Here is a 24,170-nt window from a genome sequence, read left to right on the forward strand (position 1 = left end):
GGGCGGGGGTGCGCGGGGGCGGTCAGGGGTGGGTGCGGGGGAAGGAGACCTCGACCCGGCGGTTCTTCCGGCGGCCCTCCTCGGTGGCGTTGTCGGCGATCGGGTACTGCTCGCCGTAGCCGCGCACGTCGAAGGTGAGGGTCGGGGCGTTCAGGTCCTGGTCCAGTACGGCCTGTACGGCGTTGGCGCGCTGCTTGGAGAGGGTGTCGCCGTGGGCCGAGGAGCCGAGGTCGTCGGTGAAGCCGAAGACGCGGACCCGGCTCGGGTTCTGCTTCCTGATCTCCTCGGCGATGGTGGCGATGCGGATCTTCGCCTCCGCGCCGACCTTCGCGCTGTCCTTGCCGAACAGCACCTCGGCCTGGAGGGCGAAGGTCACGTCGGCGTTGGTGTCCTCGCGCCGTTCGTCCCCGCTCTGGTCCTCCACGACCGACTTGATGTCCAGCACCTTGGCCGCGGCGAGCGTGGCGCCCTCCGGGAGCTTGAGGTCGGGATCGGTGGGGTCGACCTCGACAGGCGCGGCGGCGGAGGGCTCGGTACCGGGCGGTTCACCGGGTCCGGTGCCATCGGCGAGCGCCGGGACGGCGGGCAGGGTCACGGCACAGAGCAGCAGGGCGCCGGCGAGGGCGAGGCGGGGTGTGGTGGTCACTGGGGCCTCATCCGGAGATCTTGATGGCGGCGGAGGTGAACGTCGGCAGCTGGAAGTCCAGTTCGCTCACGCTCGCCGGGGGCGCCGGGAACTGCATGAAGACGGCCAGGGTGGCGCCGGACTTGAGGGTCGAGAAGCCGGTGGTGGTCAGCGGACGGCCCTCGGTGTCCCGCAGCACGTAGTACCGCTTCTTGCCCTGGGAGTCGACCAGCGTGGCCCCGCCGAAGGACCTGCCGTTCTTGATGATCTCGGTCTCGTTGCCGCTCAGGGCCGAGGGGATCACCGCGGTCTGCGCCCCGTCGTTCTTCAGGGTGCCGTTGACCGTGACGAAGCCGCCCGCGTCACGTTGTGCCGAGGTGACTTGGAGCAGCAGGCCGTCCGACCCCTTCAGCTCCGCGAGCGGCTCCTCCGACTGCCCCTCCTGCGCGCTCGGACCGGAGTCACCCGACCTGGCCGCGGATGCCGCGCCCTCCGGCTTCTTCTCGCCACCGCCGCTCCCACCGCACCCGGCCGCACCGACGGCCAGACCAGCCGCGACGGTCAATGCGACCATGCCCCTCCGGGCCCGTGCAGTGAACCGCATGCTCATAGCTCCGCTTCCTTCGTCATCGGTCGTTCGCTGGTGAGTCGGCCAGATGGACGTCGAAGAGGTCCTCGGGCCTCGGCAGCCCCGTGCTGTCGTCCGGCTCCACCTGCCAGACCTTGTCGTCCGCGCAGGTGAGCGAGGGAAGTTCGGCCTTCTCGGCCTCTTCTCCGGGCGGCCTGAACGTGCAGAGCGGCTCGATCACGGCGGTCGCGTGCGCCGTCGAGTGCGTGTTCTCGGTGCCGGGCACGACGGAGTCGCCCACCGGCTTGTTCGTCCTGGCGTCGACCACATACCTCAGCGGTGCGTCGAACGTGCACCGCGCCGTCGCGTCGTTCTGCGCGGCGAGCTGGTCGGCACGCCAGCAGGAGTCGGCCGCCCCGGCGCCGTCGAAGATGGCCTGCCACTTGGCCGGGTCGCGTACGTCGTCCACCCACATGCCCGCCAGTTGGTCGCGGGTCTGCTGAGCCGCCGCCAGAGCCGCCGCGTCCGCCGCCGTCTGGGCACCGCTCCGGTTCACCGCCGCCTGGCCCACCGCGAGATAGGCCAACGCAAGAAAGAGCAGGCCCGCCACCACCGTGATGTAGATGGGGAAGGCCTGCCCTGCGTCGTGGCGCGGAGGAATCAGCCGCCGGTGACCTCGGAGATCTTGTTGGTGATCGCGTCGTAGATCGACTGGCCGATGCTCGTCCCGGTGATCGCCAGGACGATGGCGACGACCACCGCGATGATGCCCAGGTACTCCACCGCGGTCTGTCCCCTGTCGCCGCGGGCCGTCCGGGACTGAAGATACGCGACGGTGGTGTTGAACCATTTGCTCACGGTTTTCCCCTCCAGCTTCGCCTCCGGTCCGCGCAAGGTACGGCCCGGCACTCCCCGCCCCGAAGGGCCCCAGGACCCAACCCCAGGCCCATTCCCCCGCGGGTTTCCCTGTGCGGTGTGTCATGTCACGCCACCCCCAGCCACTTGGCCGTGGCCTGGGACCTGGTGGTGCTGTGGAGCTTGGCGAAGATGCGGTTGATGTGGTTCTTGACCGTCTTCTCGCTGATGAAGCAGGCGGCGGCGATCTGCTGGTTGGTCATGCCGGACGCGATGAGGTCCATGATCTCCGCCTCCCTCGAGCTCAGCCGGAACCGCGAACGGAACGACTGTCCCATAGCGGGTTGCAGTTGCGAAAGAGCTGGACGAGGTAATTCGGCGGAATCAAAGGGGAGTTGAGAAGATCGCTGTGCAGGTGCATCGTCACGAAGCGTCGTCAGTAACGCCTGCGCCGCCCCCGGGGTCACATGCGGACGCCCCTCGCGCACATCCCGTACCGCCCGCACCAGCTGCTCCGTCGTGAACTCGCCGTGCACCAGGTATCCCCCCGCCCCCAGCCGCAGCGCCTCCCGTACGGTCTCCGTCTCGTGGCTGTAGGTGAGCATCATGACGGGGGCCAGCCGCACCAGGTGGGGCAATGCCGAGATCCCGTCCACCCCGGGCATGCGGACGTCCAGCAGGATGACGTCCGGCCGGTGCCGGACCGCCGCCTCGTACGCCTCCCGGCCGTCCCGCGCCTGAGCCACCACCGTGGTGTCCGGGCGGTCCGAGAGCAGGGCCGTCAGGCCGGCGCGGACCACGGGATTGTCGTCGGCGACCAGCAGCCGCAACGGCGGGGGTGCCGGTGGCGGCGGCGGGAAGCCGGGCCGGGGGACGCAGTGCGATGGGCGCATGGTGCCTCCTCTCAGGTGCGGGACCGGGACGGGGTGGGTGGGGCGGGTACCGGCAGCGGGATGTCCAGGCGCACCTCGGTGCCGCGCCGGTGCGCCCCTCTGCCGACCCGGATGCGGGCCCCCGTCCGCGCGGCCCGTTCGACCATGCCGAGCAGTCCGAAGTGGCCGTGGGCGCGGAGCCCTTCCAGGGTGGTGCCGGGCGGCAGGCCGCCGCCGTCGTCGTGGATCGTGAGGCTGAGCACGGGACCCTCGACCGCAGCCCGTACGTCCACACGGGTCGCGGACGCGTGCCGGTGGGCGTTCTCCAGCGCCTCCGCGGCGATGGAGAGGACGTGGCGTGCCACGGGGCCCGGCAGGGGCGGCAGGGGGGCGGGGTCGTCCGGCCGCCAGTGACAGGTGACGGGGAGGCCGGTGCGCCGGGTGAAGTCGGCCGCCTGGTGTGCGAGTTCCTGCCAGAAGGGAAGCTGGTCCGCGGTCTCGGGACGGTTCCGCCGAAGGTCCGTCAGCAGTTCCCGGGACTCCGCCGCCGCCCTGCGCGCCGAGCGGGACACCAGCTCCGCCTGCTGCCGTACCCGGGCGGCATCCGGGGCGTCGGCCGAGGCGGTCGCCGCCAGGCCGTCCGCCGCCAGGGCCACGCCGTAGAGGGTCTTGGCGACGGAGTCGTGCATCTCCCGGGCCAGCCGGGCGCGTTCCTCGCTCACCGCCTCCGCCGCCGCGAGCCGGGCCTGCACCGCCGTCAGGGCCTGGGTGGCGGTGCCGAAGCGGAGCATCAGGTTGCGCAGGGTCGAGCCCAGGGCGCCGGCGATGACGCACAGGCCGGGCAGGAGCAGGGCCTCCGCGGCGGAGGCGTGCCGGTCGGCCTTCAGCGTGGTGTGGACCAGGAGCAGGATCAGGGACTGGAGCGAGGCGAAGCAGGCGGCGCCGCGCCAGCTGTAGACCAGGCCGGCCAGGAGCGGGGTGCAGACGCTGACGTAGGCGAGCGTGGTGTCCGGACCCGCCGAGATCAGCAGGAAGGAACCGGACAGGGTGTCGACGGCCAGCAGGCTGGGGTGGCGCAGCAGGAGGGGGCCGAAGCGTTCCCAGTCGCGGAAGAGGACGTAGGAGACCATGACGGTGACGACCACGGCCGCGCCGACGAGGCGGGCGCCGAGGCCGGGGGCCGCGTTGAGGAGGGCGGCGGGGGCCGATACGACGATCATCGCCAGCCGGAAGCCGAAGACCTGGCGGCACATCGCCTGGAGGGCCCGGATCTGGAGCTTCTCGGACGGCTCGGCCGGGAGCGCCACCGGGTCCGGGAGCCCCGGGCACCCCGCCGGATCGGGCGGCCCCGGGAACGCCGCCGGATCCGGAGGCCCCGAAAGCCCCGCGAGGTCCGAAGGCCCCGGGAACTCCACCGCGCCCGAAGGCCCCGAGACCCCTGCCGGGTCCGGAGGCCCCGCAGACGCCGCCGGGTCCGAAAGCCCCGAGACCCCCGCCGAGCCCGAAGGCCCCGCAGGCCCCGCAGGATCCGGAAACTCCACCGCGTCCGAAGGCCCCGGGAACTCCACCGCGTCCGAAGGCCCCGAGACCCCCGCCGGGTCCGAAGGCCCCGCAGACGCCGCCGGGTCCGAAAGCCCCGAGACCCCCGCCGGATCGGGAGGCCCCGCAGACGCCGCCGGGTCCGAAAGCCCCGAGACCCCCGCCGGGTCGGACGGCCCCGGGAACGCCGCCGGATCCGGAAGCCCCGAAAGCCCCGCGAGGTCCGAAGGCCCCGGGAACTCCACCGCGTCCGAAGGCCCCGAGACCCCGGCCGGGTCCGGAGGCCCCGAGGGCCCCGCCGGGTGCGGGGGCCCCGTCGGCGCTGCCGGGTCCCGTCGGGTGAGGCGGGGTGCGGGTGGCATCCGGTTCGTCAGCCATGCCCGGAGGCGTGCTCCTGCCCTCTGCGGCGTGCCGCGCCCCGTCGCCGTCACGCCCGTTCTCACTTCCCCGTGAGCGAGCCGAAGTCCACCCCGGAGCCCAGCAGCAGGCCCGCGCCCAGCAGCAGCATCGTCGCCGGGACCATGAACGTGGTGATCATCAGCGTGGCCTTGGGCACCGCGCGCGCGGCCTTGCGGCGGGCGTTCTGGGCGTCGGTGCGGCGCATGTCCTTGGCCAGGGAGACCAGCGTGTCCACGATCGGCGCGCCCAGCTCCTCCCCCTGCTGCAACGCCGTCACGAACATCGCCACCTGCTCGGAGTCGTTCCGCCGCCGCAGCTCCGCGAACGCCTGCCGGCGGCTCATGCCGAGGTCCATCTGGCGCAGGGTGATGCGGAGTTCGTCGGCCCAGGGACCCTCGTAGCGGGAGGCGACCCGGTCCAGCGCCTGGCGGAAGCCGAGCCCCGCGCTGACCACCACGGCCAGGACGTCCAGGAAGTCCGGCAGGGTGCGTTCGATGACGTCCCGGCGGACCCGGATCGCCGACCAGATGCCGACCTCCGTCCAGAACGCCCCGAACAGGAGCAGCAGCAGCGCCACGAACCACTGGCCGCGGAGCAGGAAGACCAGGAAGCCGACGCCGCCGAGGGCGCCGTAGACCGCGCGGCGGGCCGCGTAGCGGTCGATGGTCAGGCCGCCGGGGTTGCCGGCCAGATCTATCTTGCGGCGGTACCTGGTGACGAGCCGCGGGCCCATCAGGCGCAGCACCAGCGGCGCGTACCGCATGCCCAGGCGGTCGACGACCGAGCCGACCGCGCCGGTGCGGGTGGCGCCGACCTCCAGGGCGACGGCGAGGTCGGCGGGGAGCCTGGCGTCCGCGCGGTACATGCGGACGCCGGCGAAGACGCCCCAGACCCCGAGGCCCGTCAGCAGGGCGAGCAGGAATGCCATCGGGTCACCTCCCTCACACGTCGATCCGGCTGAGGCGGCGGATCAGGACGAAGCCGACCGCGTACAGGGCGAACGCGACGATCACGCACGCCTGTCCGACCGGGGAGCCGGTCATCCGGTCGAGCGCGCCGTCCTTCACGCCGTTCATCAGGAACAACGCGCCGACACCGAGAACGGGCACGGCGTACGACGTCATGGTCACCTGGGAGAGCTGGGTGCGGATCTCGCGCCGGGTCTCCTTGCGTTCCTCCAGGGTCTCGGTCAGGTTCCGCAGGGCCGAGACCACCTGGCCGCCCGCGCGGTTCGACAGCACCAGCGTGGTGACGAGGACGACCAGTTCGCGGGAGGGCAGGCGGCCGGCCAGCTCGCCGAGCGCGTCGTCCAGGGAGTGGCCCACGGCCAGCTGGTCGGCGACCTTCGCCAGTTCCTCGCCGGCCGGGGCCTCCAGTTCCTCCGCCGCCATGCCGATCGCGGTGCGCAGGGCGAGCCCGGCCTGGGTGGCGTTGGCCAGGATGCGGGCCAGTTCGGGGAGCTGGTTGATGAAGCGCTCGATGCGCTTGTGCCGCTGCCAGTTGAGGAACTGGACCGCCGCCCAGACGCCGAGCAGCCCGGCGAGCGGGCCGAAGAAGGGGGCCAGGGTGGCCTGGCCGAGCAGCCAGAGCACGGCGACCGTGGCGAGCAGGTACCCCAGGAACTCGCCGGGCGTGACGTCGAGGCCGGTCGCCGCCAGGCGCAGCTGGAGCCGGCGGCCGAGGCGGGTGCGGCGCAGCCGCCGGTCCAGGGCGCGGAAGCGGCGTCTGCGGCCGGTCGCCGGCGGCGCCCCGGTGTGCGCGAGGCGGTCCACGAGGGCGGCGCGCCGGGCCCGTCCGGAGGCGTAGGCGTGCACCCCGGCCACCGCCAGGACACAGGCCAGCAGCGCCACCGCGGTGGTGACCTGGACGAGGGTGGGGAGTTCCATGGGCGGCTACCTGGCTTCTCGGGTGGCGAGCTGGTCGGCGGTGCGGGCGACGCCGAAGGCCGGCGGGACGGGCTGGCTCGCCATGTAGAGGCGGTCGGCGGCCCGGCGGGGCAGCGGGAAGTACCGGAAGGCGCCGTGGACCCGGCCCTCGGGGGTCATCGGCCGGGCCTCGAAGCGGGCGGCGGTGGCCAGCCGGTACGGCTCCCCGCCGTGGCTGTCCAGCAGCGCGATCTCGGTGATCCGGCGGGCGCCGTCGGCGAACCGGGTGAGCTGGACGATGACGTCGACCGCGCTGTTGATCTGGTCGTGCAGGGCGGCGAAGGGGACCTCGACGTCGGACATGGAGGCCAGGGTCTGGAGCCGGGTGAGGGCGTCCTCGGCGCTGTTGGCGTGCACGGTCGCCAGCGAGCCGTCGTGGCCCGTCGACATCGCCTGGAGCATGTCCAGGGACTCGCCGCCGCGGACCTCGCCGACCACGATCCGGTCGGGGCGCATCCGCAGCGAGTTGCGGACCAGGTCGCGGATGGTGACCTGGCCCTTGCCCTCCACGTTCGGCGGGCGCGACTCCAGCCGGACCACATGGGTCTGCTGGAGCTGGAGTTCTGCGGAGTCCTCGATGGTGATGATGCGCTCGTGCGGCGGGATCAGCCCGGACAGCGCGTTCAGCAGGGTCGTCTTCCCGGTGCCGGTCGCGCCGGAGACGATGATGTTGAACTTCGCCTGCACGAGTCCCGCCAGCAGGTACACCATGTGCTCGTCCAGCGAGTCGAAGCCGATCAGCTCCTGGAGGGTGAAGGAGCGCGGGAAGCGGCGGATGGTGAGGACCGGGCCGGTCAGGGACAGCGGCGGGATGATGACGTTGACGCGCTCGCCGGAGGGGAGTCGGGCGTCCACCATCGGGTTCGACTCGTCCACCCGGCGGTTGACCGTCGACACGATCCGTTCGATGGTCTGCATCAGCTGGTCCGCGGAGACGAACCGCAACGGCAGCTGCTCCACCCGGCCGCCGCGTTCCACGAAGATCGCGTCGGGGCCGTTCACCATGATCTCGGTGATCGACGCGTCCTCCAGCAGGGGTTCGAGGATGCCGAGGCCGAGCGCCTCGTCCACCACCCGGCGGATCAGCTGGGAGCGCTCGACGGTCGACAGGACGGGGCCCTCGCGGCTGATGATGTGCCCGAGCACCCGCTCCAGACGGGCCCGGCGCTCGGCGGCGGCCAGGGCGCTCATCTCGGCGAGGTCGATCTCCTCCAGCAGCTTGGCCCGGTAGGAGGCGACCAGGTGCCCGTCCTCTCCCCGGCTGCCGTGCTCCTCCGGCGTGCTGATGCGTGCCCGCAGGCTCATGGTCGGCGTCCCCTCTCAGTGGTCGCGGGGCATGGTGGCGGACTTGGTGGCGTCGCCCAGGTCCCAGACGACGGTGGGGATGCGGACGGTCGCGGTGACGGTGACCGAGTCCCCTCCGCCGCCGGACGAGCAGCTCACGTCGATCCCGCCGCTCACCGCCCGCGCGCACGCCTCCTGCGCGCTGCGCCCCAGCGACGCCGCGCGCGCCCCCGCCCGGGCCGCCGTACCGGCCTGCTCGGCGGCGTAGGCGACGGCTCCGATCTGGACGCCGGCCAGCCCGACGATCAGCAGGACCGGGATGAAGCCCAGGTACTCGACGGCGACCTGACCCGTGTCGCGCCGCCCGCCCCCGGACCCACGTCCCAACCCACGTCCTGATCGGCGCCCGAACCCGTGTCCGAACCTGCTTCGCTGCCGCTGCCGCTGTCCGTGCCCCGGCCTGTTCCGCCGCCCGCGCCCGTGCGCGTGTCCGTGTCCGTGTCCGTGTCCGTCCGCGTACGGCATCAGCGTTTCGCCTCCTCGACGGCGCCCGCGTGGCCGTGCACCGTGACCGGGAAGTCGATGAAGCCGGGGAAGAGGACCGGGACCTTGAGGTCCACGTCCGCCGTGACATAGCCGGATCCCCCGCACGGCGGCACCCCGGCGCCGGAGCGCCACGCGTCCGGCAGGTGCTTCAGCGCGGCCTCGCGGCACGCCCCGGCCCGTTCCCCGGGAGGCACCGCCGTCCCGGCCCGCACCGCCTCGTCGGCCGCGTTCCCGGCGAGCGTGAAGGTGTATCCCGCCAGCACGGCCTGCCACACGAGCACCAGCGTCAGCAGGATCAGCGGCGTCATGCCGAGCAACTCCACGCTGACCTGTCCGCGATCCCCACCGGGTCGCCTCATCGCGCGCTCACTCCTTCCGCCGTCTGAAGCCCACCGCGCCCCGGCCGCCGCCCCGGTGGGTGCCCTGCTCGTCCGCCGCCCGCGCCAGGCCCAGCTCCCCCGCGAGTGCCCACAGCGCCTGCTTCACCGTGCTCCTGGCGTCGAGTTCGTGCACCCGGCCCGCGTCCACGACGCCCTGGAGTTCCTTGTAGTTGGCGGGTACGGCGGTCCGGGCCAGCGCGGTGCCGGTGATGCGCCGCACCAGCGCGGGCTGGATCTCCGTACCGCGGGTGAGCCGGTTGACGACCACCGTGGTCTCCTCGGCCTTGCGGATCTGGAGCCGGTCCCACATCCGTACGGTCCGTTTGGCGGCGCGTACGGCGATGACGTCCGGCGTGGTGACGAGCAGGGCCGTGTCGGCCGTCTCCACCGCCGCAGCGCCCGCGCCGCTCAGCTGGGCGCCGCAGTCGACGACGACCACCTCGTAGCGGGAGCGCAGGGCGCTGACGAGCTGGCGGGCGGCACGGTCGGTGACCTCCTCGCCGCGCTCGCCCTCGCCGGGCGCGAGGAGCAGGGCGAGCCCGGTGCCGTGGCGGAAGACGGCGTCGGCGAGGACGCGCGGCGAGATGTCGGTGATGGCGGCGAGGTCGGCCACCGACCGGCGGAACTGGATGTCGAGGTAGGAGGCGATGTCGCCGGTCTGGAGGTCGAGGTCGACCAGGACGGTGGCGCGGCCGGACGCCTGGGCGGCGAGGGCCAGTTGGATGGCGGCGAGGGTCGCGCCGACGCCGCCCTTGGCGCCGCTGACCGTGACGACGGTGCCGCCGGCCCCGGCGAGCGCCTCGGCGCCGTGCCCGAGGTGCCGTCGTACCCCCGTCGACCACTGGGCGACGGCCTGGACGCGGCCGGCGAGTTCGTCGTACGACAGCGGAAGGCCGACCAGGCCGCGGGCGCCGGAGTCCATGGCGGCGGCGAAGAGCCCGGGGCTCGCGTCGGTGGTGACGAGGACGACGCCGACGGCGGGGAAGCGCAGGGCGACCTCGCGGATCAGCTCAAGGGCCGGGACCGGGCCGACGCGCTCGTGGACGACGACCACCTCCGGCAGTTCGTCGACCGACTCGGCGGCGAGCCGGGCGAGGGTGTCGACCAGCTGGGTGGAGTCGGTCACCGGGGGCTGCGGCTCGCTGTCGGGGAGCTGGCTGAGCAGCGTGGTGAGGGAGCGGACGGCGTCCGGGTCCGAGCCGGCCGGGAGAATCCTGGTGGGCATGCGGGCCGCCTCTCACTTGTCCGTCGCGAGTTCGTAGGTGCGGTCCTTGTCGGGGACGCCGGTCTCGCTGCCGGGCGCCACGAGCGCGAGCCGGACGCGCTGGGCGAAGGACTCGGCGTAGGTGATGCGCTGGGCGTCGACGGTGGACAGCGCGAAGGTGATCGGGACGGCCTCGGCGGGCTGCCGGCGGGTGTCGTCGTCGGGTTCGAGGGCGGTGATCCGGCCGACGTCGAGGACCCGGGCGTTGGTCACGATGATCCTCGACTGGTCGGGGTCGCCCTCCTTCCGGCCCTCGAAGGTGGCGTAGACGTTGACGCGCGAGCCGGGGGTGATCTTGCCCGCCACGCCGGTCGCCGCGTCGATCATGATGGCGACCTCCTGCTGGCCGGGCTGGAGGGCGGGCCGGTTCACGATCATGTCGGTCTGGAGCAGGGAGCCCGCGCGCAGGGTGGTCACGGCGATCTTGCCGCGGATCTGCCGCAGGTCGGTGACGGCGTTGTCGGACAGCCACCGCCTGGGCATCGTGACCCGCTCGAACTGGTCCGTGCCGAGCGTGGTGTACGGCTTGACCTCGGACCTGACCCGGTAGGCGGTGACCTCGGGACCGACCTTGGAGTTCGCGTCGTGGACGACGGAGAGCACGCCGGCGAACGCGCCCAGAGCGCACAGGGCCGACAGGATCAGGAGTATCACGCCGCGGCGCTGACGGGAGTTCATGAACCGTGCAACCTCATTGGGGGATCGGTCGTGCGGGCGGTGGGGGTCGTGTCCGGGCCGCCGGCGTCCGGGGTCGGTCAACGGGTGTGGTCAGCCGGGCGGGGCGGGCCGGTCAGGCGGGTGCGCGGGGCTCCGGGGCACGGTGCTGGTGCTCCGGGGCACGGTGCTCCGGGGCGTTGGGCCCGACGGCGTCGGGGGCGGACGGCGGACCGGCGGAGCAGAAGACGCAGCGGTCGCCGATGACGTCGATGCCGCACCAGTGACAGCTGGACTGCCTGACCGAGGTGACCAGTTGGTAGAGGACGGAGAGTTCGGCGAGGTAGGCGCAGAACTCGACCAGCCGGCCGGTCCCCCACCACACGGCGGACTCGGCGGGCAACGGCGTCTCGCTCAGCCCCTGCGCGCCCCACCGCGTGCCGAGCCCGTCGGCCCAGTCGCTCTGCAACTGCCCCTTGGCGAGCAGCATCCGGGTGCCGAACTCGGGCCCGTCGAGGGTGGCCTCGGGCCCGACCCGGACGAGCTGGGGCTCGGGGTGGGCGACGACCGCGAACTGGCTGCCGGGCACCCACGACCTGGCGTGCGCCTTCAGCCCGACCGGGACCCGGTCCAGCCTGGCGACGGAGCCGAGGACGGCCCCGGCGTGGATGTAGTGGGTGAGCAGCCGTCCGGCGGAGGCGAGCACGCCCGGGCCCAGGTCACAGGAGGCGAGCTGGCGCAGCTGGCGGGCCAGGACGGCGATGCCGAGCGGTGGCAGCCCGGGCCGGAACAGGGCGATGCGGTCGCTCTCCAGCAGCGAGCGCAGGGTGTGGAGCCGTCGTATGACCGGTTCCGGGGTGGCCTCGGAGCACACGACGACGACATGGCCGTACTGCTCGGTCAGGGCCTGGAGTTCGGTGAGGCACTCGTCCAGCGGCTCGCGGTCGAGGCCGGCCAGCACCACGGCGGGCATGGTCCGTTCGTCCTGCGCCGGCAGCGCCAGGTCGGCGCTGGTCACGGCAATGGCAGTTGGCACGTGCAGCTCCCCGCTCTTCGCACCCGCCGGCCCGCCGGGGTGACTCCGGTGCGCCGGGGTGACTTCATTGCGTGACTACCCGAGCACTGTATCCACGGCCGCATGGCCGGAGAACAGCGTTGGTGAAGCCGGTGTGGAACTCTCCAGTAGCAAGTGCCGTCAAACCCGGACAGGTTGAGTCGCCGATCGGAAACGGTTTTGGTCTGGACCTCTTGACACCCTGATTGGTCTGGACCAACTTGTAGGGCGAGCGGTGGCCACCGTGCTCTCCCCCTCTCCCCGTCGACTCCCCACCGGAGGCTCCAGTGGACCGCGCACCAGGCATACCCAGACCCCGCAGACGGCGGCTCGCGACGTGGTCCGCCGCCACCACCCTGGCTCTCTCGGTCGCGGGCCTCGCCGCGGCCACCCCCGCCTCCGCGGCGGACGTCAACAACGTCCGCAACGCGGGCTTCGAGTCCGGCCTCGGCGACTGGACCTGTTCGGCGGGCAGCGGTACGACGGTCTCCTCCCCGGTGCACGGGGGCACCGCCGCCCTGAAGGCGACCCCGTCCGGCCAGGACAACGCCCAGTGCAGCCAGACGGTGGCGGTCAAGCCCGGCTCGACGTACACGCTCAGCGCGTGGGTGCAGGGCGGCTACGCCTACCTGGGCGTGTCGGGCACCGGCACGACGGACGTCTCGACCTGGACCCCCGACGCGCCCTCCTACAAGCAGCTGTCGACGACGTTCACGACAAGCGCGTCCACGACCTCCGTCACGGTCTACACCCACGGCTGGTACGGCCAGTCGGCCTACTACGCCGACGACGTCTCGGTCTTCGGCCCCGACGGCGGCGGTACCGGCACCCCGAACCCGACGGTCCCGGCGGCCCCGGCCGGCCTCGCGGTCTCCGGCACGACGTCCTCCTCGGTCTCCCTGTCCTGGTCGCCGGTGTCGGGCGCGACCGGCTACAACGTCTACCGCAACGGCACCAAGGTCACGGCCGTGACGGGCACGTCGGCGACGGTGACCGGGCTGTCCGCCGCCACCTCCTACCCCTTCCAGGTGACGGCGACGAACGCGGCGGGCGAGTCCGCGAAGTCGGCGACCGTCACGGGCACCACGACCTCCGGCGGCGGAGGCGGAGGCGGAGGCGGCGGCGGTTCCCTGCCCAAGCACGCGGTGACCGGCTACTGGCAGAACTTCAACAACGGCGCCACCGTGCAGAAGCTGTCCGACGTCCCCGCCGCCTACGACATCATCGCGGTGGCCTTCGCGGACTCGACCTCCACTCCGGGTGCCGTCTCCTTCAACCTGGACTCGGCCGGCCTCGGCGGCTACACGGTCGACCAGTTCAAGGCCGACATCAAGGCGAAGCAGGCGGCCGGCAAGAAGGTCATCGTCTCCATCGGCGGCGAGAAGGGCACGGTGTCGGTGAACGACGCCGGCTCGGCGGCCAACTTCGCCAACTCGGTCTACTCGCTGATGCAGACGTACGGCTTCGACGGCGTCGACATCGACCTGGAGAACGGGCTGAACCCGACGTACATGACCCAGGCGCTCCGGTCGCTGTCCGCGAAGGCCGGTTCGTCGCTGATCATCACGATGGCCCCGCAGACGATCGACATGCAGTCGACGTCGGGCGGCTACTTCCAGACGGCGCTGAACGTGAAGGACATCCTCACGGTCGTCAACATGCAGTACTACAACAGCGGTTCGATGCTGGGCTGCGACGGCAAGGTCTACAGCCAGGGCACGGTCGACTTCCTGACGGCCCTCGCCTGCATCCAGCTGGAGGGCGGTCTGTCCCCGTCCCAGGTGGGCCTCGGCCTGCCGGCCTCGACGCGGGCCGCGGGCGGCGGGTACGTGTCGCCGAGCGTGGTCAACAACGCCCTGGACTGCCTGACGGCCGGCACCAACTGCGGCACCTTCAAGCCGTCCAGGACCTACCCCGACCTGCGGGGCGCGATGACCTGGTCCACGAACTGGGACGCGGCCTCGGGCAACGCCTGGTCGACCCCGGTGGGCGCGAAGGTGCACGCCCTGCCGTGACCTGAGCCGTACGGCACATGACGACGCCCGGGCCCCGTCGGCCCGGGCGTTCGCCGTGCGCGGCCGGACTCGCGCTCAAGGGGTGATGCGTCCTCACGTCGCGTCGCGTACTCGCATGGGAGTCACAACTCGCCTGGTGGAGCGGCCGGACTCGAGCGGTCGGCCGGTCACCGGATTGCGACCGGCGGCGCCCCGGTGTGATGATCCCTGGCATGGCCGAACACGGGGGAGGCGCCGGCCCGGTGGGAGATGTCCGCAGGTCACGGCTGTACGACTACGCGGACCTGACCGGACCGGGCGCACCGGGAACCACGGAACCGGAGGCGTCCGCCGACCCGTCCGCACCCGAGCACACACCGCCCCCGGACCAGGTGCCCCCCGCCGCGCGACCGGACGACGGGCGACGGGTGTTCGCCGCGCTGCTGGGCGAGTTCCGGCGCACGGCCGTACTCGTCCCGCTCGACGAGGAGACCGGCGACCCGCTCGCCGCCGACCACGGCGGCCTCCGCTTCCTCCTGGCCTTCTCCGACGAAGAGGCGCTGGCCCGCTACGCCGTGGCGCGCGGCGAGGCCGCCCGCGAGTGGCGGTACCTGACCGTCCTCGGCGCCCGCCTGCTGGACGCCGCGGTCCCGGCGGTGGGGGTTCCCTGCGGGGTGGCGCTGGACTGCGCGGACGGTGCGGACGGGATGGTCTTCCCGCCGGTGCGGGGGATCGTGCCGGACGCGGTGGCGGTGGACGTCGACGGCGGCAGGGGGGACGTACGGTGACCGACAGCGGCGAGGACCTGAAGACCGAGGGCCTCGACCTGATCGCCAAGGGCCTGACGGACGCGCTGGGCGAGCTGAGGGAACTGGGCATGGTCGGCGCGGCCGGGGCCGGGCGTGGTTTCGGCGACCTCGCGCTGTCCGGGCTGGAGCTGGGCCACGAGGGTCTGACGGACGCGTTCAAGTCGTTCTGCGAGCGCTGGGAGTGGGGCGTGCGGTCGCTGATCGGCGAGGGCAACGCCTTCGCGGAGAAGACGGGGCTGGCGGCGGGCACGTACTACGAGACGGACCGGTACGTCGAGGGCACCTTCAAGATCGTGGCCAACGCGGCCGTCGGCAATCCGTACGCCTCCGAGGAGGAGGTGGAGAAGCAGGGCTGGGGCGAGATCGCCACGTCCGGCGGGTACGGCGGCGGCGTGGACTACAGCCAGGAGTCCTTCGAGGAGGCCTGGGCCAACAGCAGGCAGAGCGGCAAGGACGCCCTGCGCGATGTGATGACCTCCCGCACCCTGGGCCCGCTGCCAGGCGTCAACCCCGAGAACCTGCACGGTGTGCTGGGCATGTCCGACGAACAGTACGACCGGGTGGTGGACGATCTGTCCGGGCCCTCGCCCGAGGAGCGGGCCAAGGCCGCCGAAGGCCAGGGGGGCGAGGGCTGATGGGCCTCGGGGACGTCACCAACTCGCTGCTCAGCGGCGGCGAGCACCTGATCGACCGCGGCAAGCGGATCGTCGGCAAGGGCGTCGACTACACCACCGACAAGATCGGTGACGGCCTGGACCACTTCGGGGCGCACAAGTGGGCCGACGTGGTGGAGGACTGGGGCGACGGCGTCGCCTCCGACCTGGGCGCCACCCCCGGCGAGCAGCAGCTGGGCGAGACGGAGGAGGCGAACGAACTCGTCCACGGCGACCCGGCGAAGATCCGCGAGAGCGCCAAGCACCTGAAGGACTTCCACGGCGCCTTCGACAAGGTCGGCCAGGGCCTGAAGAAGGTCGACTCCTCGGGCTGGAAGGGCGAGGGCGGCGACGCCTTCCGGGAGAAGTTCGGCGTCCACCCCGCCAAGTGGGCGCAGGCGGCCGAGGCGTGCGAGACGGCCGCCGGGGCGCTGGAGTCCTACGCCGACACGGTGACGTGGGCGCAGGGCCAGGCCAAGGACGCCGTGGAGCTGTACAAGAAGGGCGTGAAGGCCGCCAAGGAGGCGTTCGAGGCCCACACGGCGAAGGTCGAGGCGTACCAGGCCAAGGTGGAGGCGGGCGAAGACCCCGGCCCGAAGCCGGGGAAGCTCGTGGACCCGGGCAAGGCCGACGTCCAGGCCGCCCGCCACCAGCTCTCCGAGGCGCGCAGACAGCGCAACACCGCCGCCTCCGAGGCGCAGGGCAAGGTCAGGGCGGCCCTGGCCCACGCTCCCGCCGAGCCCCCGCCGCTGGACCGTATCCGCAACGACTTCCACGACACCGTGGACGCGACCGGCACCGAACTGACCCACGTGGTGGGCGGCGCGCTGAAGGGCACGGCCGGCCTGGTCGACTTCGCCCGCGGCCTGAACCCCATGGACCCCTACAACATCACCCACCCGGCCGCCTACCTCCAGAACGTCAGCATGACGCTGGCCGGCCTGGCCTCCACGGCGGCCCACCCGGAACGCACCGTGACGGCCGCGGTCGACGGCTTCAGGAAGGACCCGTCGGAGTTCTTCGGCCGCCTGTTCCCGGAACTGATCGGCACCAAGGGCACGGGGCTGGCCCGGGGCGGCATCCGGACGGCCTTGAAGGAGGGCGCGGAGAGACTCGCCGGACGGATGAGGGGCAAGGGCGCGCGGAACGCGGTCGAGGAGAGGGCGGAGGACGTCTCCCGGCGCCCGAAGCAGAAGGTCTGCAAGAAGGACCCCGTCGACGTCGCGACCGGCCGGATGGTGCTGCCGGCGACCGACCTCTCACTGACCGGTGTGCTTCCCCTGCTGGTCAGGCGTCAGTTCGAGTCGTCGTACCGGCTCGGCGGCTGGTTCGGCCCGACCTGGTGCTCCACGTTCGACCAGCGCCTCGAGATCGACGCACAGGGCGTCGTCTTCGTCGGCGAGGACGGTCTGGTACTCGCCTACCCGCACCCCGCTCCCGGCGTCCCCACCCTGCCCGGCCACGGCCCTCGCTGGCCGTTGGACCGTACGGACGACGGCTACACCCTCACCGACCCCGACTCGGGCCAGGTGCGGCATTTCGCCGACCGGTCCGAGGATCTGGCGAGGCTGGAACAGATCGACGACCGCAACGGCAACTGGATCACCTTCGAGTACGACACGACCGGCGTACCCCACGCCCTCGCACACAGCTGCGGCCACCGCGTGCTGGTGTCGACCACCGACGACCGCATCACCGCCCTGCACCTGGCGGGCGCGGCGGCGGACGGCACCGACCAGGAACTGATCCGGTACCGCTACACCGACGGCCACCTCACGGAGGTGATCAACTCCTCCGGCCGTCCCACCCGCTTCGGCTATGACGAGCGGGGGCGGATCACCTCCTGGACCGACACCAACGACAGCCACTTCACCTACGCCTACGACGACGAGGACCGCTGCACCCGCCAGTCCGGCGCCGCCGGCCACCTGGCTTCGACGTTCGGCTACGGGCCGGTGGATCCGGTCTCCGGCGAGCACTCCACGACCATCACCGACTCGCACGGCCACACCAGCCATTACCTGGTCAACCGCCGCTGCCAGGTGATCGCCGAGACGGACGCCTCCGGCGCCACCACCCGCCGCACCCAGGACCGCTACAACCGTCTGCTCTCCACGACGGACCCCCTCGGCCACACGACGACGTTCACGTACGACGACGCGGGCGACCTCGTCCGGGTGGTCCGCCCGGACGGGCGCGAGGCCAGGGCGGAGTACGACGGTTCCGGCCTGCCGGTGAAGGTGGTGAACCCGGACGGCACGGTGATCCGCCAGACGTACGACGCCCGGGGCAACCGCACGTCGGTCACCGACCCGGCGGGCCGGACCACCCGCTTCACCTACACGGACGCCGGACACCTCACGTCGGTGACGGACCCGCTGGGCAACACCACGACCGTCGTCTGCGACCGCGCGGGCCTCCCGCTGGAGGTGACGGACCCGCTGGGCGCGACCACCCGCTACACGCGCGACGCCCTCGGCCGCCCGACCGCGATCACGGACCCCGCCGGCGCGACGACCCGCCTGGAATGGTCGGTCGAGGGCCATCTGACCCGCCGCACGGCCCCCGACGGTACGGCGGAGACGTGGACGTACGACGGCGAGGGCAACTGCACGAGCCACACCGACCCGCTCGGCGGCGTCTCCCGCTTCGAGTACACCCACTTCGACCTGCTCACCGCCCGCACCGGCCCGGACGGCGTCCGCTACGAGTTCGAGCACGACACCGAACTGCGCCTGACGAAGGTCACTAACCCGCAGGGCCTGACGTGGACGTACGCGTACGACGCGGCCGGCCGTCTGGCGTCGGAGACGGACTTCGACGACCGCAGGCTCCGTTACGCGTACGACGCGGCGGGCCGCCTGGTCTCACGCCGGAACGCCCTGGACGAGGTGACGTCGTTCGAGCGCAACGCGCTCGGCCAGGTGCTCCGCAAGGACGCGGCGGGCCGGGTCACGACGTACGCCTACGACCTCACCGACCAACTGGCCCAGGCGACGGCCCCGGACGGCACGACGCTCACCCTTCTGCGCGACCGCCACGGCCGCCTGCGCTCGGAGAGGGTCGACGGCCGCACGGTGACGTACACGTACGACGCGCTGGGCCGCCGCGCGAGCCGGACGACGCCGGCCGGGGCCGAGACGACCTGGTCGTACGACGCGGCGGGCCGCCGGACGGGCATGGTGGCGTCGGGCCGGGCGATCGACTTCGCCTACGACGGGGCGGGCCGCGAGGTGTCCCGCCGCGTCGGCGGCGCGGTCGTCCTGGAGCACACCTTCGACGCGTTGGGCCGCCTGACCACCCAGTCGGTGACCGGCGCCGGGGGCCACCGGGTCCAGCACCGGGCGTACACCTACCGGGCCGACGGCAACCTGATCGGCATCGACGACCACCTGTCCGGTTCCCGCCGCTTCGACCTGGACGCGACGGGCCGGGTGACGGCGGTCCACGCGGCGGGCTGGACCGAGCGGTACGCGTACGACGACGCGGGCAACCAGACGGAGGCGTCCTGGCCGGCGGAGCACCCGGGCGCGGAGGCGCGGGGCCGGCGGGCGTACGTCGGCACCCGCATCACCCGGGCGGGCGACGTCCGCTACGAGCACGACGCGCTGGGCCGGGTCACGCTCCGCCAGAAGACCCGGCTGTCCCGCAAGCCGGACACCTGGCGCTACGCGTGGGACGCCGAGGACCGCCTGACCTCCGTGACCACCCCGGACGGCACCCGCTGGCGCTACACGTACGACCCGCTGGGCCGCCGCACGGCGAAGCTCCGCCTGGCGGACGACGGCGAGACGGTCCTGGAGAGGGTGGACTTCACCTGGGACGGCACCACCCTCTGCGAGCAGACGACGACGTCCCCCGCCCTCCCCCACCCGGTCACCCTCACCTGGGACCACCAGGGCCTGCGCCCGCTCGCCCAGACGGAACGCATCAGCGCGTCGGAGGCTCCCCAACAGGAGATCGACTCCCGCTTCTTCGCGATCGTCACGGACCTGGTGGGCACGCCGAGCGAACTGATCGACGAACAGGGCGACATCGCATGGCACACCCGCAGCACGCTGTGGGGCACGACGGCATGGTCGAAGAACAGCACGACGTACACGCCGCTACGCTTCCCGGGCCAGTACTACGACCCGGAAACGGGGTTGCATTACAACTACTTCCGCCATTACGACCCGGAGACGGCTCGGTATCTCAGCCCGGACCCCCTAGGTCTGGACGCGGCCCCTAATCCAAGTATGTATGTCCAAAACCCGCATACATGGGGAGATCCCCTGGGTTTGGCGCCGGACGCGTGCGAGCACCCGGTCGAACACGTACCCCCCGAAGAACTCGATACCCTATACCATTACACGAACGAGAAGGGATACAACGGCATCCTCGAGAGCAATGAAATGCATCCATCAACAAAAGCACAAAGTCCCAAGGATGCCCGCTTCGGCGACGGCCAATACCTCTCCGACATAAAACCGGCAACCAAGACAGCTGGGCAACTCTCGTACGCCTTCATGCGAATACCGTGGGCTGGCCACAAGTTCAGTCACTACATAGAGATAGACGTGCGCGGACTGGACGTCATGCGCTCCGTTGAGCGGCCGGACGTCTACGTTATAAGAAATGACGGAGCTCTCGACCTAACAGACCGCATCGTCAGCCACGGGAAGAACTGAGAAACATGGAATATTGGCAAGTGGACTGGCTGCATGACTTCGAATCGGAGCCGACGGGATTCTATAGCGAAATCGGTGACGATGGATACGAGGTGCGCAAAGTCCAACGCTACCGAGATGGTCGACAACTAAGAGCTGACAGCTCTCATGAGACAGCAGAAATTGGACTTAGTGAAATTCCAGTAGGTCACATTGAAGACGTGGCCAACCAGCCAGAATTTGCCGCCCGCCTGATCAGCCGGGAAGAGTTTGAGCAAGCATGGAATTCGGCCGAATGGTCCGTCGGTAAGCTAACCTGATGGACGATCCACAGAAAACGATATCGTAACGACGAACGAGCACGGGGGAGTCTTATGTCGTTCGGGCCGCCGCCCGCTGGTTTTCCGGTTTCCGCGCCACCCGCCTGGACCCCGCCCTCGGAGATCGAGCAGGCGTTGTTCGAGACCAAGAGCCGGGGGGACTGGGTCGGGTACTTCTCGGTGCTGGGGCGGAGCATGCTGTTCTTCGAGATAGAGAAGGACAAGGCGGACGCCACGCCCAGTGCCACGTACGCCGTCTTCGGGCGCGACCCCCGCGTCGCCGGCGGGCGGATCTGGGCCGTGTACACCGAGGGCATGCTGCCCGCCCCGGAGCCCCACCGCGTGTTCGACTGGAACCGCCTGGAGTGGTTCGCCAAGGTCTGGGATCCGGCCGATCCGCCGATGATCGTCGTCAACCCGGGAAGCCCGTGCGAGGCGTTCCTGCCCTCCGCCCCACCCCACTCGGCGACCTGGGCGCAGTACGGCACGCAGGCCCCAGCCCTAAGAGAGTCGATGCGCCTGCGCACCCTCCGCGTCGGCGGCCCCCTCCACGGCACCGTCGCCCACGGCCTCGCCTGCGGCGGACTCCTGTGCGTCAACAACGGCTCCTTCTGGAACGCCATGGCCTGGCACGGCACGGGCTACCCGGACGAGCGGAAACGGCTGCGCGAGTGGTGGGGCATCACCACCCGCGAGGAGTGGCTGACCTGCCTCCGCGACCTCCTCGCCTGCGAACAGCACAGCTCCGTCTGGGACTTCGTCCTCGACCTGCGCCGCACCATCGCCCGCGACTTCGGTGGCCACGTCGACACGGGCTACTGGCGCCAGGCCGCCGCCAACGTCATCCGCGCCAGGTCCGAGGGCTCGGTCGTGGTCAGCGAGGACGGCGTCACCAGGACCGAGCCCCGGCCCGAGTCCGAGGTCGAGGCGCGGATCGAGGGCGTGCAGCGGCTGATCGGACGCATCACCCGCTACGAGGCCCGGATGCGCGCCGACGGCGTACTCGACGGCAGCCGGTACGTCACGTCCGTCGACGCCTGGGACCTCGGACGCGCGTCCAAGATGGCCCGCTGGGGACTGGGAACCAGGTACGGCACCCTCGCCGAGGCCGAGTCCGCCGTCGTCCGGGCCGGCCGGGCCGCCGCCCTCTCCTACAAGTCGTGGCAGGACTTCTCCGCCGGCTACATCCTCGGCCGCAGCCTCCACTTCGACGACGAGGAGTTCGGCGACTGGTACCAGAACACGGTGGAGGCCCACCACATCCTGATGTCCGACCCCGGCAGCCCCTGGCTCAACATCCCGTTCCGACATCACTGAGCAGGGGCACCGGAAGTTCGCACCACACGTACTTGCCCCGGTCCCCGAACCGGGCCGACGGCCGCCAGCCCCACTGCCGTGCGCAGGCCGTCACCAGTCCCAGCCCCCGGCCGTCCTCCCGCTCCAGGGCCTCCGCCAGCGGAACCGGCGGCTCGGGCGGCTCCGGGTCGGTGTCCCACGCCCCGATCCACACCAGCCCCCGCGGCGAACGGCGCACCCGCAGCGCGGCCGGTCCCTTGGTGTGCCGTACGGCGTTGGAGACCAGCTCCGCCGCCAACAGCTCCGCCGTGTCCGCGAGAGCCGTCAACCCGTGCAGCGCCAGGATCACCCGCAGGGTCTTGCGACAGACGGTCACGGCTCTGAGGTCGTTGGGGATGCAGAGGGTGTAGTCCCACGTCTCGGTTTCGGGCATGCGTCATCAACTCCGGTCGGTGAAGAGGACTTCGGCGCGCGGTGGCCTTGCCGAGCCGTCAGAGCAGGACGGCACGGTGCACTTCCGCTGCGCGATCGTTGCGTCACCGACCGTAGGGCCACAATTTGGGACGCCGCAAGTGATTGGCCTAACCTACCCCCGAACGAGGCAGCGAACACGGTGCAGTTGAAGTGAGGGAGGATGCCATGCCGCGCAGGCAACAGCCCACCGCACGGCAGGAGCGGCTGGGTACCGAACTGCGGAAGCTGCGTGAAGCGGCAGGACTGAAGGGGCGCGAGGCAGCCGCCCTCCTCGGGACCGACTCGGCCCAGATGAGCCAGATCGAGGCCGGTACCGCCGGGGTGAGTGAGGAGCGGGTGCGGCGACTCGCGGCTCAGTACTCCTGCACGGACACCGCCTTGATCGATGCCCTGGTCGCGATGGCGACCGACAGGACGCACGGCTGGTGGGAGGAGTACCGAGGCCGGCTGCCGACGCCGTTCATGGATCTGCCCGAGCTGGAGCACCACGCCAGCTACCGCTGGGACGTGGAGTTCCTCCATGTTCCCGGCCTCTTGCAGACACCGGATTACGCCCGCGCCCTCTTCACCTACGTAAACCCGGAGTACCCGAGGCGCGACGTGGAGCGGTGGGTGGAACACCGGATGAAGCGCCGGGTCGTCATCGAGCGCCCGGACCCGGTCCCGTACGAGGCTCTGATCCACGAGGCGGCCCTGCGCATCAGGGTGGGCGACCGCAGCGCGGCACGCGCTCAGCTCACCGGCGTACTGGAACTTTCCGAAGCCGCTCACGTGACCGTGCGCGTGATCCCCTTCGACCTGGACGGCTTCGGCGGAGCGGGCAGCGCCATGGTGTACGCGGGCGGGCCGGTGCCCAAGCTGGACACCATCGTCCGCGACGGCCCCGGCGGCCCTGTCTTCATCGATGCCGAAGCCCAGCTCACGCGCTATCGAACACTGTTCCGTAGGGTGGAGGCGGTGTCACTCGACCCCTACCGGTCACGTGACTTCATCCACAGGCTGACGAAGGAGTTGTGAGCATGCTGACCCCCGGTACGTGGACGAAGTCATCCTTCTCCGGAGGCGGTCAGGGGGATGCCTGCGTCGAAGTCGCCGACCAGGACACCCACATATCCGTCCGTGACTCCAAGGCCCCCGCCCGGGCCACCCTCACCTTCCCGGCCGCGAGCTTCGGGGCGTTCGTCGGTGCCCTGAAGGAGCGCCGGTTCGGGCATTACCCCCGATAGCCGCAGATATATCCGCGATTGGTAACAGTCCGCGCGTTTCCTCGATCGTGCGGACGCGGCGCCGCAAGGTGTGGGCGTGCGACCGACCGGTCGCCCCCGTGCGCCGCGAACGCGGGTCGCGGGGTGTGCGCAACCCTCTCGAAGGGGGACTCTCGTGTCCGTACTCGTATCCGCCTCCGCCCTCCGTCGCCGCGTCGTCGCGGCCGTCGTGACGGCGACCGCCGTCGTGGGCGCCGTGGCCCTGCCGGCCTCGGCCGCCGACCGGGCGCACGACCACTCCGGCCGGGCCGAGCGGTCGCAGATCGTCATCAGCGGCGCCCAGACGCACACGTCAGCCCGGTACGACCGCTCCAACGCGGCCCTGAACCAGGAGTGGGTCGAAGTCGCCAACGACGGGCCCCGGGCCGTGGACCTCGACGGGTGGACGCTGTCCGACGAGGACGGCCACTCGTACACCTTCCGGCACCACCGTCTGAGGGACCACCAGAGCGTGCGCGTCCACACCGGTTTCGGGCGGGACCGGAAGAACGACCTCTACCAGGACCGCCGCGAGTCGGTGTGGGACCCCGGCCACGACACCGCGACCCTGCGCGACGACCACGGCCGCCTCGTCGACTCCGCCTCCTGGGGCCATGACCACCGGGACCGCCACGACCACCGTGGTCACCGTGGCGGCGGACGGCACGACCGGCAGCACTGATCCGAAGTCGTCGAGCGGGAGACCTCCGGAACAAGGACGCCGTGTCGCAGCGGCTGGAGAACGCCGACCGCAGGTACCGGACGA

General features: G+C 71.6%; 24 protein-coding genes. 9 read left to right on the forward strand and 15 right to left on the reverse strand.

What is annotated here, in order from left to right:
* Positions 1–22: 22 nt before the first annotated feature.
* The 14 genes from IF37_RS0130415 to IF37_RS0130480 form a co-directional block, all read right to left on the reverse strand.
* Positions 23–646, reverse strand: a complete 624-nt coding sequence (locus IF37_RS0130415) for an OmpA family protein (protein WP_030749700.1) — start codon at positions 644–646, stop codon at positions 23–25.
* 7 nt (positions 647–653) lie between these two features.
* On the reverse strand, positions 654–1,235 hold the full coding sequence (locus IF37_RS0130420) for a hypothetical protein (protein WP_030749703.1): 582 nt from the start codon (positions 1,233–1,235) through the stop codon (positions 654–656).
* A gap of 16 nt (positions 1,236–1,251) precedes the next feature.
* A complete protein-coding gene (locus tag IF37_RS0130425) occupies positions 1,252–1,857 on the reverse strand; it encodes a pilus assembly protein TadG-related protein (protein ID WP_030749706.1) in 606 nt (201 codons plus the stop codon).
* On the reverse strand, positions 1,854–2,051 hold the full coding sequence (locus IF37_RS0130430; RefSeq protein WP_030749709.1) for a Flp family type IVb pilin: 198 nt from the start codon (positions 2,049–2,051) through the stop codon (positions 1,854–1,856). Before IF37_RS0130430 ends, IF37_RS0130425 begins: the two co-directional genes overlap by 4 nt.
* Before the next feature lie 125 nt (positions 2,052–2,176).
* Positions 2,177–2,941 carry a response regulator transcription factor gene (locus tag IF37_RS0130435; RefSeq protein ID WP_030749712.1) on the reverse strand — a complete coding sequence of 255 codons (765 nt, stop codon included), beginning with the start codon at positions 2,939–2,941 and terminating at the stop codon, positions 2,177–2,179.
* A gap of 11 nt (positions 2,942–2,952) precedes the next feature.
* Positions 2,953–4,173: a sensor histidine kinase gene (locus tag IF37_RS0130440; protein ID WP_052845463.1), complete on the reverse strand. Its 1,221-nt coding sequence runs from the start codon at positions 4,171–4,173 to the stop codon at positions 2,953–2,955.
* 725 nt (positions 4,174–4,898) lie between these two features.
* Positions 4,899–5,786 carry a DUF5936 domain-containing protein gene (locus tag IF37_RS0130445; RefSeq protein WP_030749718.1) on the reverse strand — a complete coding sequence of 296 codons (888 nt, stop codon included), beginning with the start codon at positions 5,784–5,786 and terminating at the stop codon, positions 4,899–4,901.
* A 13-nt stretch (positions 5,787–5,799) separates the two neighbouring features.
* Positions 5,800–6,744 carry a type II secretion system F family protein gene (locus tag IF37_RS0130450; protein ID WP_030749720.1) on the reverse strand — a complete coding sequence of 315 codons (945 nt, stop codon included), beginning with the start codon at positions 6,742–6,744 and terminating at the stop codon, positions 5,800–5,802.
* A 6-nt stretch (positions 6,745–6,750) separates the two neighbouring features.
* The gene (locus IF37_RS0130455; RefSeq protein WP_030749723.1) at positions 6,751–8,088 is read right to left on the reverse strand and encodes a CpaF family protein; all 1,338 of its coding nucleotides are present in this window, start codon (positions 8,086–8,088) and stop codon (positions 6,751–6,753) included.
* Positions 8,089–8,103: 15 nt separating this feature from the next.
* Complete coding sequence (locus IF37_RS0130460; protein WP_030749725.1) at positions 8,104–8,454, reverse strand: TadE/TadG family type IV pilus assembly protein; 351 nt, start codon at positions 8,452–8,454, stop codon at positions 8,104–8,106.
* A 137-nt stretch (positions 8,455–8,591) separates the two neighbouring features.
* Positions 8,592–8,972, reverse strand: coding sequence for a TadE family protein (locus IF37_RS0130465; protein WP_030749728.1), 381 nt, complete (start codon positions 8,970–8,972; stop codon positions 8,592–8,594).
* A gap of 7 nt (positions 8,973–8,979) precedes the next feature.
* Complete coding sequence (locus tag IF37_RS0130470) at positions 8,980–10,218, reverse strand: cellulose synthase operon protein YhjQ/BcsQ (RefSeq protein WP_030749731.1); 1,239 nt, start codon at positions 10,216–10,218, stop codon at positions 8,980–8,982.
* 12 nt (positions 10,219–10,230) lie between these two features.
* Complete coding sequence (gene cpaB, locus IF37_RS0130475; protein WP_030749733.1) at positions 10,231–10,935, reverse strand: Flp pilus assembly protein CpaB; 705 nt, start codon at positions 10,933–10,935, stop codon at positions 10,231–10,233.
* A 112-nt stretch (positions 10,936–11,047) separates the two neighbouring features.
* A complete protein-coding gene (locus IF37_RS0130480; protein WP_253915897.1) occupies positions 11,048–11,947 on the reverse strand; it encodes a hypothetical protein in 900 nt (299 codons plus the stop codon).
* Positions 11,948–12,252: 305 nt separating this feature from the next.
* On the opposite strand from IF37_RS0130480, the gene IF37_RS0130485 reads away from it, so the two are divergent.
* From IF37_RS0130485 to IF37_RS0130505, 6 genes are all read left to right on the forward strand, one after another.
* Positions 12,253–13,980, forward strand: a complete 1,728-nt coding sequence (locus IF37_RS0130485; protein WP_030749739.1) for a chitinase — start codon at positions 12,253–12,255, stop codon at positions 13,978–13,980.
* Positions 13,981–14,192: 212 nt separating this feature from the next.
* On the forward strand, positions 14,193–14,747 hold the full coding sequence (locus IF37_RS0130490; protein WP_106981886.1) for an SseB family protein: 555 nt from the start codon (positions 14,193–14,195) through the stop codon (positions 14,745–14,747).
* Complete coding sequence (locus IF37_RS0130495; RefSeq protein WP_030749745.1) at positions 14,744–15,403, forward strand: hypothetical protein; 660 nt, start codon at positions 14,744–14,746, stop codon at positions 15,401–15,403. Before IF37_RS0130490 ends, IF37_RS0130495 begins: the two co-directional genes overlap by 4 nt.
* Positions 15,403–20,091: a putative T7SS-secreted protein gene (locus tag IF37_RS0130500; RefSeq protein ID WP_052845462.1), complete on the forward strand. Its 4,689-nt coding sequence runs from the start codon at positions 15,403–15,405 to the stop codon at positions 20,089–20,091. The genes IF37_RS0130495 and IF37_RS0130500 overlap by 1 nt, the downstream gene beginning before the upstream one ends.
* 20 nt (positions 20,092–20,111) lie before the next feature.
* Positions 20,112–20,390: a hypothetical protein gene (locus IF37_RS42745; protein WP_253915898.1), complete on the forward strand. Its 279-nt coding sequence runs from the start codon at positions 20,112–20,114 to the stop codon at positions 20,388–20,390.
* A gap of 135 nt (positions 20,391–20,525) precedes the next feature.
* Positions 20,526–21,707, forward strand: coding sequence for a DUF1266 domain-containing protein (locus tag IF37_RS0130505; protein ID WP_367647133.1), 1,182 nt, complete (start codon positions 20,526–20,528; stop codon positions 21,705–21,707).
* On the opposite strand, the gene IF37_RS0130510 is transcribed toward IF37_RS0130505, so the two are convergent.
* On the reverse strand, positions 21,682–22,119 hold the full coding sequence (locus tag IF37_RS0130510) for an ATP-binding protein (RefSeq protein WP_030749754.1): 438 nt from the start codon (positions 22,117–22,119) through the stop codon (positions 21,682–21,684). The two genes, IF37_RS0130505 and IF37_RS0130510, sit on opposite strands and share 26 nt — an antisense overlap.
* A 206-nt stretch (positions 22,120–22,325) precedes the next feature.
* Here IF37_RS0130510 and IF37_RS0130515 point away from each other — a divergent pair, with 206 nt between their 5' ends.
* From IF37_RS0130515 to IF37_RS0130525, 3 genes are all read left to right on the forward strand, one after another.
* On the forward strand, positions 22,326–23,177 hold the full coding sequence (locus tag IF37_RS0130515) for a helix-turn-helix transcriptional regulator (RefSeq protein WP_030749756.1): 852 nt from the start codon (positions 22,326–22,328) through the stop codon (positions 23,175–23,177).
* A gap of 2 nt (positions 23,178–23,179) precedes the next feature.
* A complete protein-coding gene (locus IF37_RS0130520; RefSeq protein WP_030749759.1) occupies positions 23,180–23,386 on the forward strand; it encodes a DUF397 domain-containing protein in 207 nt (68 codons plus the stop codon).
* 154 nt (positions 23,387–23,540) lie between these two features.
* Positions 23,541–24,086, forward strand: coding sequence for a lamin tail domain-containing protein (locus IF37_RS0130525; protein ID WP_079165965.1), 546 nt, complete (start codon positions 23,541–23,543; stop codon positions 24,084–24,086).
* Positions 24,087–24,170: the final 84 nt, after the last annotated feature.

It is taken from the genome of Streptomyces sp. NRRL S-31, from assembly GCF_000718775.1.
Taxonomy (GTDB): Bacteria; Actinomycetota; Actinomycetes; order Streptomycetales; family Streptomycetaceae; genus Streptomyces.

Excerpts from the sequence above, each read along its gene's own strand:
- IF37_RS0130420 (WP_030749703.1), bottom strand. The coding sequence starts at position 1,235 with ATGAGCATGCGGTTCACTGCACGGGCCCGGAGGGGCATGGTCGCATTG.
- IF37_RS0130435 (WP_030749712.1), bottom strand. The coding sequence starts at position 2,941 with ATGCGCCCATCGCACTGCGTCCCCCGGCCCGGCTTCCCGCCGCCGCCA.
- IF37_RS0130440 (WP_052845463.1), bottom strand. The coding sequence starts at position 4,173 with ATGTGCCGCCAGGTCTTCGGCTTCCGGCTGGCGATGATCGTCGTATCG.
- IF37_RS0130445 (WP_030749718.1), bottom strand. The coding sequence starts at position 5,786 with ATGGCATTCCTGCTCGCCCTGCTGACGGGCCTCGGGGTCTGGGGCGTC.
- IF37_RS0130450 (WP_030749720.1), bottom strand. The coding sequence starts at position 6,744 with ATGGAACTCCCCACCCTCGTCCAGGTCACCACCGCGGTGGCGCTGCTG.
- IF37_RS0130455 (WP_030749723.1), bottom strand. The coding sequence starts at position 8,088 with ATGAGCCTGCGGGCACGCATCAGCACGCCGGAGGAGCACGGCAGCCGG.
- IF37_RS0130465 (WP_030749728.1), bottom strand. The coding sequence starts at position 8,972 with ATGAGGCGACCCGGTGGGGATCGCGGACAGGTCAGCGTGGAGTTGCTC.
- IF37_RS0130470 (WP_030749731.1), bottom strand. The coding sequence starts at position 10,218 with ATGCCCACCAGGATTCTCCCGGCCGGCTCGGACCCGGACGCCGTCCGC.
- cpaB (WP_030749733.1), bottom strand. The coding sequence starts at position 10,935 with ATGAACTCCCGTCAGCGCCGCGGCGTGATACTCCTGATCCTGTCGGCC.
- IF37_RS0130490 (WP_106981886.1), top strand. The coding sequence starts at position 14,193 with ATGGCCGAACACGGGGGAGGCGCCGGCCCGGTGGGAGATGTCCGCAGG.
- IF37_RS0130500 (WP_052845462.1), top strand. The coding sequence starts at position 15,403 with ATGGGCCTCGGGGACGTCACCAACTCGCTGCTCAGCGGCGGCGAGCAC.
- IF37_RS0130510 (WP_030749754.1), bottom strand. The coding sequence starts at position 22,119 with ATGCCCGAAACCGAGACGTGGGACTACACCCTCTGCATCCCCAACGAC.
- IF37_RS0130515 (WP_030749756.1), top strand. The coding sequence starts at position 22,326 with ATGCCGCGCAGGCAACAGCCCACCGCACGGCAGGAGCGGCTGGGTACC.
- IF37_RS0130520 (WP_030749759.1), top strand. The coding sequence starts at position 23,180 with ATGCTGACCCCCGGTACGTGGACGAAGTCATCCTTCTCCGGAGGCGGT.